Origin of the sequence: Streptomyces sp. SID10853, from assembly GCF_010548145.1 — a bacterium.
GTDB lineage: Bacteria > Actinomycetota > Actinomycetes > Streptomycetales > Streptomycetaceae > Streptomyces.
Genome location: NZ_JAAGLN010000228.1, coordinates 1 through 11,375, shown reverse-complemented (window position 1 = coordinate 11,375; position 11,375 = coordinate 1). Strand labels below are relative to the sequence as shown.

Genomic DNA, 11,375 nt, shown 5'->3' with positions numbered 1-11,375 from the left:
GGCGGTGCGTGAAGCGGCCGCACGCGGAGCCGAGGGGCTGCCCGAGGCCCTGGACGAGCTGGCTGCGACCACTGCCGCGCAGGAGCCCGGGGGCCGCTCGGGGCGGCCCGCCTGGTGGCCGGCGGCGGTGCTGGCCCAGGTGATGATGACCGTCCACCAGATCCTCGGAGTGCTCTGGCTGGTCGGTGTGGTGGTGGGCGTGCTCGACGTCGCTCCGCTGACACCCGTCCTGGTCACGCTGGCCGGGACCGTGGGCGGCCCGCTCGTGGAGTGGGCGTGCGGGGTGGCGGTACGGGGGCCCGCGCACCGGTACGGACAGGAGGCCGAACGCAGGCTCCGGGAGGCGGCCGCCGCGTGCGGCAGGGCGAAGGTGCTCGACCCGGTCGGGGCCGAGCTGCTGCGGTACCGGGAGGTACGCGAGCAGTACGTGACGGTGAACGGGTTGTCCACAACCGGCAAGTAGTCCACAGGCGCGAGCGGAGCGGGTCTCCCCGGGCCAGCATGGAAACCGGGGCCGTCACGGGACGGCCCCGCAGGACCATCGCCGGCACGGGGAGGCAGGGATCATGAACGACACCTTGGTGACATTGGTGGGAAATGTGGCGACGCAGCCTGAATACCGGGATTCGGTCACCGGGGGAATGGTGCGATTTCGCTTCGCGGTCACCGCACGCCGCTGGGACCGGGAGAAACAGTCCTGGACCGACGGACCGACGAGCTTCTACACGGTGTGGGCCTGGCGGACGCTGGCCGCGAATCTGTCCGGTTCCGTGTCTGTCGGCGAACCACTCGTCGTCCACGGCAGGTTGAAGGTGCGCGACGACGACAAGGACGGGCAGCGCAGATTCTCGGCCGATATCGAGGCGCTGGCCGTGGGGCACGACCTGACGCGCGGTACCAGCGCCTTCAAGCGTGTGGCCAGGGCGGATACGTCCCTGACGGAGCGTCCGAAAGATCTGGTGGCCTGACCGGGGCCGGGGTGCGCCGAAGCGCCACCGGGCCCTGGGGGGTGGTGATTTGTCGATATGGTCGGGTCGCGGAGGCGATTCGCGATAACGATTCCGATTCGGAATGGTTATCAGAGGCCATGTGTGGAGACTGTGTTGCTCCTGCGTCCTTAGGATTCGCAGATACTCACGGGGCATTTGAGTCTGCCGGCGAGGAACTTCCCCCACGCGCGCCACGAGGCGCATCGCGCGAAGAGTCCTTGCCCGAAGGGGAATTCTGTGTTTTCTGCGGTTTCTGTGTTTTCTGCGGGTCCTGGTTCCCGCATACGGCGGCTGGGCACCTCCCGGCTGGCCGCCGCGGCCCTGGCTGCGGGGCTGGTCGCCGGTGGTGCGATGGCAACTGCCGGGCCTGCTTTCGCCGATGACGCTCCCGCCAACTCCTCCGGCGTCACCGCCACCCTGGACAACCCCGGGGTGTCGGTCGGGGACAAGGTCGTGATCGACGGTGCCAACGAGACGGCCGGGCTCTTCGAGCTCAAGGTCGACGGCGGCGGCTCCATCAAGACGTACTGCATCGACCTGCACAACCACACTCAGGCCAACACCTCCTACCGTGAGGTCACTTGGGCCGAGTCCTCGCTCGCGCACAACAACGACGCGGGCAAGATCCGCTGGATCCTCGAGCACTCCTACCCGCAGGTGACGCCCGCTTCGCTGGGTGCGAACCTCAATGTCACGCTGACCGACGCCACGGCCGCGGCCGCCACCCAGGCCGCGATCTGGCACTTCTCGGACCACGTCGACGCGGTGCCGAAGGACGAGGCCGGCCGGAAGCTGACCGAGTACCTGGAGAAGTCCGCGGCCAATGTCGCCGAGCCCTCCGCCTCGCTCTCGCTCGGCCCCGCCGACGTGGCGGGCCACCCGGGCGAGTCGATCGGCCCGGTGACGGTCTCCACCAACGCCGCCAAGGCCGAGGTCTCCCTCGCCCCCGACGCGCCGCAGGGCGTCACGGTCGTCGGCAAGGACGGCAAGCCCGTCACCAGCGCGGTCAATGGCACCCAGCTCTTCTTCAAGGTCCCGGCCGGCGCCCAGCCCGGATCGGCCAAGCTGAACGTCACCGCGCAGACCACGGTGCCGATCGGCCGTGCCTTCGTCAGTGACTCCAAGAGCCAGACCCAGATCCTCGCGGGCACCAGCACCGCGTCGGTCGGTGCGGTCGCCTCGGCCAACTGGGCCAGCAAGGGCGCCATCCCGGCCCTCTCCGCCAAGAAGGACTGCGCCAAGGGCGGCGTCGACATCACCGCCGGCAACAAGGGCGATGAGGCGTTCGCCTTCGAGCTCGCGGGCCAGAAGCACACGGTCGAGGCCGGCAAGTCCGAGACGGTGACCGTCCCGGTCGCCGAGGACCAGGCGTACGACTTCACGATCAAGGGCCCGAACGGCTTCGAGAAGCGCTTCCAGGGCGTCCTCGACTGCAAGACGGCCGGCAGCACGCCCACCCACAGCGCCACCCCGACGCCGAAGCCCAGCGCGGCCTCGGCCGGCGGCAGCACCTCGGGCACGCACGGTGGCGGCGGCGACCTGGCCGAGACCGGCAGCTCCAGCTCCACCCCGGTGATCGCCGGTGTGGCGATCGCCCTCGTGGTGCTCGGCGGCGGTGCGGTCTTCATGCTCCGCAGGAAGAACACCGCGGGTCACTGACCCCGTGGACCGGTCACCCGAGCGTGACTGAGCAAGTGAAGTGACCGCGGTACAGCGGCCCCGGTACGCCTCGGCGTGCCGGGGCCGTCTGCGTGCTCACCGTCTGTGTGCTCACCGTTCGCGTGCTCGCCTCGCCGGCCGCGTACCGGGCAGCACGTGCGAAAGGGGGCTGCGGGTGACCAACCTTGACAGACAGCGACGAATCTGCCTCCGGCCGCCGCAGGTCAGCCGGGTGAGTGCCGGGCAAGGGCAGGCGGTTTCCGTCTCCGGGTGGCTGTCAGGCAAGATGGAGTACATCTGCCCACACATCTAATGCCGGACGGTTTCTCTTGGCTGAGTTCATCTACACCATGCGCAAGACGCGCAAGGCGCACGGCGACAAGGTGATTCTCGACGACGTCACCCTGAACTTCCTGCCCGGCGCGAAGATCGGTGTCGTGGGCCCCAACGGTGCCGGTAAGTCCACGGTTCTGAAGATCATGGCGGGCCTTGAGCAGCCCTCCAACGGTGAGGCGTACATCTCGCCGGGATACAGCGTCGGCATCCTCATGCAGGAGCCGGAGCTGGACGAGTCGAAGACCGTCCTGGAGAACGTGCAGGACGGCGCCGCCGAGATCATGGGCAAGCTCAAGCGCTTCAACGAGGTCGCCGAGCTGATGGCGACCGACTACACCGACGCGCTCATGGACGAGATGGGCAAGCTCCAGGAGGACCTGGACCACGCCAACGCCTGGGACCTGGACGCCCAGCTGGAGCAGGCCATGGACGCCCTGGGCTGCCCGCCCGGCGACTGGCCCGTCGTGAACCTCTCCGGCGGTGAGAAGCGCCGCGTCGCGCTCTGCAAGCTGCTGATCGAGGCGCCCGACCTGCTCCTCCTCGATGAGCCCACCAACCACCTGGACGCCGAGTCGGTGAACTGGCTGGAGCAGCACCTCTCGAAGTACCCCGGTGCTGTGGTGGCCGTCACCCACGACCGGTACTTCCTGAACAACGTCGCCGAGTGGATCCTCGAACTCGACCGCGGCCGCGCGCTCCCCTACGAGGGCAACTACTCCACGTACCTCGACAAGAAGGCCGCCCGCCTCAAGGTCGAGGGCCGCAAGGACGAGAAGCGCGCCAAGCGGCTCAAGGAAGAGCTGGAGTGGGTCCGCTCCAACGCCAAGGGCCGCCAGACCAAGTCCAAGGCCCGCCTCGCCCGTTACGAGGAGATGGCGGCCGAGGCCGACAAGATGCGGAAGCTGGACTTCGAGGAGATCCAGATCCCGCCGGGCCCGCGGCTCGGTTCCATCGTGGTCGAGGTCGAGAACCTCTCCAAGGCGTTCGGCGACAAGGTCCTCATCGACGACCTGTCCTTCACGCTGCCGCGCAACGGCATCGTCGGTGTCATCGGTCCGAACGGCGCGGGCAAGACCACGCTGTTCAAGATGATCCAGGGCCTGGAGACGCCGGACTCCGGCGCCATCAAGGTCGGCGACACGGTCAAGATCTCCTACGTCGACCAGAGCCGCGCCAACATCGACCCCAAGAAGACCCTCTGGGCGGTCGTGTCGGACGAGCTGGACTACATCAACGTCGGCCAGGTCGAGATGCCCTCGCGGGCGTACGTCTCCGCGTTCGGCTTCAAGGGCCCGGACCAGCAGAAGCCGGCCGGTGTCCTCTCCGGTGGTGAGCGCAACCGCCTCAACCTGGCGCTGACGCTCAAGGAGGGCGGCAACCTGCTGCTCCTCGACGAGCCCACCAACGACCTGGACGTCGAGACGCTCTCCTCCCTGGAGAACGCGCTGCTCGAATTCCCCGGTGCGGCCGTGGTCATCTCCCACGACCGCTGGTTCCTCGACCGCGTCGCCACGCACATCCTGGCGTACGAGGGCGACTCCCGGTGGTACTGGTTCGAGGGCAACTTCGAGTCGTACGAGAAGAACAAGGTCGAACGCCTCGGTGCCGACGCGGCCCGCCCGCACCGTGCCACGTACAAGAAGCTGACGCGAGGCTGACCGTGCGGCACATCTACTCCTGCCCCCTGCGCTGGTCGGACATGGACGCCTTCGGGCACGTCAACAACGTCGTCTTCCTGCGGTATCTGGAAGAGGCGCGGATCGACTTCATGTTCCGGCTGGCGCCGGGGGACGGTTCGCCGTCGTTCTCCGGCGGGTCCGTCGTCGCCCGGCACGAGATCGACTACGTACGCCCTCTGGTGCACCGGCACGCGCCGGTCACCGTCGAGTCCTGGGTGACGAAGATCAGCGCCGCGTCCCTGACCATCGCCTACGAGGTGAAGGACGAGGACCAGGTGTACGTACGGGCGTCGACGGTCGTCGTCCCGTACGACCTGGAGGCGCAGCGGCCGAGGCGGATCACCGCCGATGAGAAGTCCTTCCTCCAGGAGTATCTGGACCAGCCGGGAGTGCTCGCGGCATGACGGGGCTCCCGCTGCGGCTGGTCTTCGCCGACGCCGGGGAGGCGGCCGATCTCGCCGCCTTCCTGGCCCGGCTGATCCACTACGACCGTGCGGCGGCGGTGCGGCTGCAGGCACGGGCCGACGGCGGTACGGAGCAGAGCCTGGCCGTCTTCGGGCGGCCGCCCTCGTTCGAGGTACTGGCCGTCCGGACGGCGCGGCTGGCCGCCCAGGCCGAGCTGGACAGCACCGTCTCGGCGGGCGAACTCCTCGAATCCATCGACGAGCAGGGCGCGGCGGCCACCGTACCCGGCGCTGTCACCGGTCCTCCGTGGGCCGGTCTGCTGCCGCCCCGCAGCGGCTGGCGGCAACTGCCCGGACTTCCGTCGCCCGACGCGCTGCACTCCGCTGTGGCGGCCGTGGTCGCCGAATTCCGTGTGCGTACCGAGGAGTTGCCCGCCGACCGGCGTACCCGTGCCGAACTGGACCGGATCGGGCGGGAGATCTGGTCCCGGCCGGTCGGTGACACCGCCCTCCCGGTCCGCGCGGCACACGCCGCCCACTCGCTCGGCTTCCTGCGCCCGGTCAGGGTGGCCGTTCCCGACCTCTCCACCGGCAGCGGTACCGGTCACCTCGGCGGCAGCGGCCACTCCGGCCCGTACACGCTGCTCGGCGCCGGCTCCTGGCTCCGGCTGCGCACCCCGTACGGCTCGACCGCCGTCCGCGAGGCGTCCGGCCTGGGCGGGCTGAGCGTCACGCCTACGTAGGGCTGCCCGCGCAGGGCTCCTCTTACAGCAGGTACGGGGCCGCGCCGGCGTTGTCGCCGGGCCCGGCCCGGCAGCCCCTAGCCTTCGGTGTTCACCATGGAGGCCGCCGCGTACGTCAGGTACTTCCAGAGCTGCCGCTCGTGCTCCTCGGCCAGGCCGAGCTCGTCCACCGCGGCCCGCATGTGCTTCAGCCAGGCGTCGTGCGCGGCCCGGTCCACCTGGAAAGGGGCGTGGCGCATACGCAGCCGGGGGTGGCCGCGGTTGTCGCTGTAGGTGCGGGGGCCGCCCCAGTACTGCATCAGGAAGAGGGCGAGCCGTTCCTCGGCCGGGCCGAGGTCCTCCTCCGGATACATCGGCCGCAGCAGGGGATCTCCCGCGACGCCCTGGTAGAAGTGGTGGACCAGGCGCCGGAAGGTCTCCTCGCCGCCGACCTGCTCGTAGAAGGTCTGCTCCTGAAGCGTGCCGCGCGGGATCTCTGTCACCCCTCCATGGTCGCAGACGCCACGACGGAGGTCGGCCCTTCGCAGGGGCCAGGCCGTACGGATCGCGTCGTCCGGGTCCGGCCGCCGACCGGACCCTTCGGGTTCGCTTCCCCGCGCGGGGCGCAGCAGAGTGGAGATATGGGTGCAGACCAGGCATTGCGGGCGGCGCTGGTGCGCGAGATCGCGGAGAGCGGCGCACTGCCGGATCCGGCCTGGCGGGACGCGTTCGCGGCGGTGCCGAGGCATCTCTTCGTGCCGTACTTCTTCGTGGACGGTGAGGAGGGTGTGGGCCGCCGTGAGCGGCTGTGGGGTGAGGACCCGGACCCCGAGCGGCGCAGGCGCTGGCTTGAGGGTGTCTACACCGATCAGCCGCTGGCCACCCGGATCCGGGACGGCGAGCTGATCTCGTCCAGCAGTCAGCCCTCACTGATGGCGCGGATGCTGGACGGGCTCGCGGTGCGCGACGGGGACACCGTGCTGGAGATCGGGGCGGGCAGCGGCTACAACGCGGCTCTGCTGGCCCACCGGCTGGACGACTCGCTGGTCACCACCGTCGACATCGACCCGGAGATCACCGAATCGGCGCGCACTCATCTGTCGGCCGTCGGCGCTGCTCCGGCCGTCGTCACCGGGGACGGCGCGCTGGGCTGCCCCGCGCGTGCCCCGTTCGACGCGATCATCGTGACCTGCGCGGTCCCGTCCGTACCGCGGGCCTGGCTGGCGCAGAGCCGCCCTGGCGCACGGATTCTCGCCCCGCTCGCCACCGGGCTGATCGTGCTGCGGGTACGGGACGAGCGGCACGCGCAGGGGCGGTTCCTGGAGACGCCCGCCTACTTCGTACCGCTGCGTGGCACGGCCGGGTCCGAGCAGGCGCTGCGCGGCGGCGGGCTGCCGCCCAGCGTGCTGAACGACGCCCTCTTCCGCTTCGTCCTCACGCTGACGGCGGGCAGCCTCGACCCGGTGGAGGCGTTCTCCCTGTGGGAGCGCGAGGGGCGCCCGCAGCGGGAACGGTTCGGGGTGACGGTGAGCGGGGAGCACGAGTGGGCCTGGCTGGACGACCCCGAAGGGCCGTACACCTGGCCGCTCGTCCCCCCGGCCCACCGTCCGGTGGCTACTGCCCCCGGTGGATCCTGATCGTCGTCCAGGCGCCGACGTGTACCCGGTCGCCCTCTTCGAGCGGGATCGGTACGTAGGGCTGGATCGGGTCCTCGGCACCGTTGACCGTGGTGCCGTTCGTCGAGTTCTGGTCGACGACGGCCCAGGAGCCGTCGGGCTGCTGCACCAGGACCGCGTGCTGGTGCGACACCCCGGGGTCCTCGGGCGGGACCGACAGGTCGACGTCGGGTGACTCGCCCGTGGAGTGCCTGCGCCGGCCGATGGTGATCTGGTTGCCGGTGAGCGGAAGCCGCTGCTCGGGGGAGTAGGCCGGCAGATTGAGCCCGGTGGCCTCGGGGCCGCTGCGCTGCATCATCGCCATGAAGTACTCACGGTCGGGGCCCACCGTGACCGACCAGCCGGCCGGCGCCTGGGCCTGCTCGGCCGAGGGCCGGCCGGGGTGGCCCTGCTGTCCCTGACCGGGGTGGCCCTGCTGGTCCGGCCGTCCGGGACCCTGCTGAGGCGGCTGCGGAGGCTGGGACTGCTGCTGCTGCTGCTGCTGCGGGGGCTGGAACTGCTGCGGGGGCTGGGGCGGCTGATGCTGCTGTGGGGCCTGGTGTTGCTGTGGTGCCTGGTGTTGCTGAGGCGCCGGAGGCTGCTGAGGTGCCTGGTCCTGCCCCCGATCCGGCCCCTGGGGCTGGGCCTGGGACGGCGGCGGGAGCAGCCAGTCGTCCGCCGCGTTCGGCTGCTCGGGAGGCTGCGGGGCCTGCGGTGCTCTCGGCGGCTGGGCGAACGAGGGCGGCGGCGGAGGTGCCTGCCGCTGGTACGCCGGGGGCGGAGGCGGCGGGGCCGGCCGGCCGCTCGGCGCGTTCGTCAGCGGCTCGGCGGGACGGTTGATCTGCGAGGGCCGCGAGCTCTGGTAGTCGAACGAGTCCGGCGGCCTGGGCGGCTGCTGCTGGGTCTGGAGCCCCGGCGGCAGGTTCGGGGCCACCGGTGTGTACGAGGTCGCGGTGTTGGTCAGGAAGTTCCAGCGGCACTCTTCGCAGAAGGGCGCCCCCGACTCACGCGGCGTACGGCACTGCGGGCAGATCTCGGCCTGGGCCGTGGGCTCCGGCGGATAGCCGTAACCGGCCGCCGGGTTCGCGCGCGGCGGCTGCTGCTGAGGTGAGGGCTGCTGCGACGCGGGCTGCTGGTGTGCGGGCTGCTGGGGCACGCCACCGCCTGCGTACGGCGGGGGCGGCGGGGGAGGCGGCGGCACGGCGCCCATGCGATGGCCGCAGACCTCGCACCAGTCGTCGGATCCCGACTGGTGTCCGTTCGGGCAGGTCGGCATGGAGTCGCTTCCCCCTCTCCTCGTCCGGCCCGGAGGCCGCAAAACGTCACTTCTGCTGCTTATGGTGCTTTTTCTGTTACTTCTTGACGCGAACTGTCTTGGTGGAGCGCGTTTCGAGGGTCATCTCGTCCGCCTCCGCCACCTTTGCCTTCAGTCGCACAGTACCGGTCGCTTCGTCGACGACGTCCACCACCTTCGCGAGCAGTTTCGCAGTGTCCGCGTTCCCCGAGGCTGCCGCAAGCTGCACCGCGCGGCCGAGCTTCGCCGTCGCGCCGTCCAGATTGCCCGACTTGCGGGCATCCAAACCTTGTTGAATGACTTGAGCCAGTTCCGCCTGACCCGTGTAGTGCGCGACCTGCGGGTTGATCGACGTCGATGCGGTCATGTCGTCCGTCCACACCGCGCGTACCAGGCCCTGCGAAAGTGTCTGCGGCACGCCCCCCGCGGGGTCGGGCAGGACGAGCGACACCCGGGCGGCGAGCATCTCCTGGCCGATTCCCGCTTCCGGCACCTGGACGCAGACGTGATAGTCGCGGGACTCGTCGCCCCATGAGCCGGTCGGGTAGTCACCGGCGCGCGGCCCGACTTCGGTCCGACGGCCCGTCAACTGCTCGACTGTGGGCGCCACTTGTTTGACGAACTTGATCTCCACGCCGACCGGTGTCCAGAGCCGCAGCGCGACGTCGGCGATCTCCTTGCCCATCGCGTCCTCCATCATCCGCGTGAAGTCCGCGGAGAGCCCCGAGGGGTCGGCCACGATGTCGGCTGTGCCGAGCAGCGCCGACGCGATCCCGGTGACCTCCTTGACCTCCCAGTCCGTACCGACCCCGCGGGCGTCACAGGTGAAGCGGCCGGCCGCGGCGTCCAGCGCGGCCCGCAGATCCTCCGGCGCCTCGTGTTCGTTGCGGCCGTCGGTCAGCAGGATGCCGTGCCGGATCTGCGGTACGGCGCCGCCGGCCGCGTCCGGGGTGTTGAGCAGCCGGTCGGCGAGGCGCAGCCAGGTGCCGATCGCCGTGCCCCCGCCGGCGCTCAGCCTGCGCAGCGCCTCCCTCGCCTGGGCGCGCGTCGTCCGGCCCGCGACGGCCAGCCGGCCGTTGCCCGGATAGATGTCCTTCGCCACATGGGTGCCCGCCACCACGGAGAACGCGGTGCCGTCCCGCAGGGCGTCGATCGCGGCCGCCGTCGCTTCCCGTGCGTTGCGCATCTTCGTCGGCGGGTAGTCCATCGAACCCGAGCAGTCCACCATGATCACCACGGCGGCGGGTGCCTGTCCCGGACCCGGTACGGACCCGGTGTTCGCGCCCGCGAGGGCGGAGCCGCTGGTTCCGCCGCCGGTCGATGTGACCGTGACGATCGCGTTCACCTCGCGCCCGCCCTCCGGCAGGTACTCGTTCTGGTACACGTCTACGGAGAATTGCGGCACGTTGGACTTGGAGAAGTTGGCCATCTGACGGGCTCCTTGACGACAACGCGGCAATTTCAACAGAGTTAACGAGACAGCTGGATCAACGAGACAGCTGGGCCGACGGGGACAGCCGAGTCAACGGGACAGGGTCGAATTCACGCCTCACGCCTCACGCTTCCGTGCCTTCACGCCTTCACGCCTTCACGCCTTCGTGTGGGCGGATCCTGCCCTCTGCGGTGGCATCGGGAACGGCACGACGGCCACTGTTACGTTGTCGTGGCCCCCGCCGTCGAGCGCATGGCCCACGAGCACCTGCGCACTGTGCAGCGCCCGGGTGGCCGCGTCCAGCGGGACGATCCGCGCCATCTGCTCGGCCGACTCCGCGTAGTTCCACAGGCCGTCCGAGCAGACCACCACCACACCGGGCCGGTCCGGCTTGAAGGACGCGGTGTGCGGCTCCAGTTCGTACGCGTCCGCGCCCAGCCAGCCCGTGATGGCGTGCGCCCGCTCGTCCGCGTACGCCTGCGCCTCGCCCATCAGCCCGTTGGCGACCATCTGCGCCGCCCAGGAGTCGTCCTCGGTGAGCCGGGACGGGTGGGTGGTGCGGTCGTCGGGCACCCAGTACACCCGGCTGTCGCCCACCCAGCCGACGACGAGCAGCCCGCCCACCGTGATGGAGGCGACCAGGGTGCAGGCCGGGGCGTTCTGATGGCGGCGCGAGTCGTGCTCCATGGCCCCGGTGGGCTCGGCGGCAAGGGCGTTGACCGCTTCCGAAGCGGCGATGATCGCCTCGTGCAGGGCCTGCTGGGGATGCGTGCCCGCGGGCAGCGAAGCCAGCAGCGACTCATTGGCGGCCTCCGCAGCAGCGGCTGATGCCTCGTCGGGGCGGGTCGCCGACGACACCCCGTCACAGACGATCGCCACCGTGGCGGCCGAGCCGTCCGGCAAGTTCACCGATGACACCGCGAAGGCGTCCTCGTTCCGGTGGTGGCGCAGCCCGCGGTCGCTCACCGCGGCCACAGCTTCCAGCTCCTGCTCCATGTGGTCACGCTCGCGGGGCTGGGCGTGACCGCAGTTCTCGCAGTAGCCGTCGCCGTCGATCCGGCCCGTGCGGCAGGCGACACAGACCTTCGCGCTCTCCGCCGCCGCAGGGGCCTCTGCCGGGGCCTCCGCGGCGGCGCCCGCCGGGGCCTCCGCCGTGGCCGCTGCCGCGGTCCTGGGATCCGGTGCGGGCAGCGCGTGCGCCTCGG

General features: G+C 70.6%; 10 protein-coding genes and 1 pseudogene. 7 read left to right on the top strand and 4 right to left on the bottom strand.

Going from position 1 to position 11,375, the window contains the following annotated elements; translation table 11 throughout:
* From G3I19_RS29610 to G3I19_RS29585, 6 genes and pseudogenes are all read left to right on the top strand, one after another.
* A pseudogene (locus tag G3I19_RS29610) lies at window positions 1-463 on the top strand (ATP-binding protein); the annotation flags it as partial.
* Between the two features lie 103 nt (window positions 464-566).
* A complete protein-coding gene (locus G3I19_RS29605) occupies window positions 567-968 on the top strand; it encodes a single-stranded DNA-binding protein (RefSeq protein ID WP_164266797.1) in 402 nt (133 codons plus the stop codon).
* 372 nt (window positions 969-1,340) lie between these two features.
* Window positions 1,341-2,648: a Cys-Gln thioester bond-forming surface protein gene (locus tag G3I19_RS29600; protein WP_164266796.1), complete on the top strand. Its 1,308-nt coding sequence runs from the start codon at window positions 1,341-1,343 to the stop codon at window positions 2,646-2,648.
* A gap of 329 nt (window positions 2,649-2,977) precedes the next feature.
* A complete protein-coding gene (gene ettA, locus G3I19_RS29595) occupies window positions 2,978-4,642 on the top strand; it encodes an energy-dependent translational throttle protein EttA (RefSeq protein WP_164266795.1) in 1,665 nt (554 codons plus the stop codon).
* Between the two features lie 2 nt (window positions 4,643-4,644).
* On the top strand, window positions 4,645-5,067 hold the full coding sequence (locus G3I19_RS29590; protein ID WP_164266794.1) for a thioesterase family protein: 423 nt from the start codon (window positions 4,645-4,647) through the stop codon (window positions 5,065-5,067).
* Window positions 5,064-5,810 carry a hypothetical protein gene (locus tag G3I19_RS29585; protein ID WP_164266793.1) on the top strand — a complete coding sequence of 249 codons (747 nt, stop codon included), beginning with the start codon at window positions 5,064-5,066 and terminating at the stop codon, window positions 5,808-5,810. Before G3I19_RS29590 ends, G3I19_RS29585 begins: the two co-directional genes overlap by 4 nt.
* 77 nt (window positions 5,811-5,887) lie before the next feature.
* Here G3I19_RS29585 and G3I19_RS29580 read toward each other — a convergent pair whose 3' ends face one another.
* Window positions 5,888-6,292, bottom strand: a complete 405-nt coding sequence (locus tag G3I19_RS29580) for a globin (RefSeq protein WP_164266792.1) — start codon at window positions 6,290-6,292, stop codon at window positions 5,888-5,890.
* A 138-nt stretch (window positions 6,293-6,430) separates the two neighbouring features.
* Here G3I19_RS29580 and G3I19_RS29575 point away from each other — a divergent pair, with 138 nt between their 5' ends.
* Window positions 6,431-7,426, top strand: coding sequence for a methyltransferase domain-containing protein (locus G3I19_RS29575; protein WP_164266791.1), 996 nt, complete (start codon window positions 6,431-6,433; stop codon window positions 7,424-7,426).
* On the opposite strand, the gene G3I19_RS29570 is transcribed toward G3I19_RS29575, so the two are convergent.
* From G3I19_RS29570 to G3I19_RS29560, 3 genes are all read right to left on the bottom strand, one after another.
* Window positions 7,404-8,720: an FHA domain-containing protein gene (locus G3I19_RS29570; RefSeq protein ID WP_164266790.1), complete on the bottom strand. Its 1,317-nt coding sequence runs from the start codon at window positions 8,718-8,720 to the stop codon at window positions 7,404-7,406. The two genes, G3I19_RS29575 and G3I19_RS29570, sit on opposite strands and share 23 nt — an antisense overlap.
* 76 nt (window positions 8,721-8,796) lie before the next feature.
* Complete coding sequence (locus G3I19_RS29565; protein ID WP_164266789.1) at window positions 8,797-10,167, bottom strand: VWA domain-containing protein; 1,371 nt, start codon at window positions 10,165-10,167, stop codon at window positions 8,797-8,799.
* A gap of 159 nt (window positions 10,168-10,326) precedes the next feature.
* A partial coding sequence (locus G3I19_RS29560; RefSeq protein ID WP_164266788.1) for a PP2C family serine/threonine-protein phosphatase occupies window positions 10,327-11,375 on the bottom strand: 1,049 nt, incomplete at its 5' end.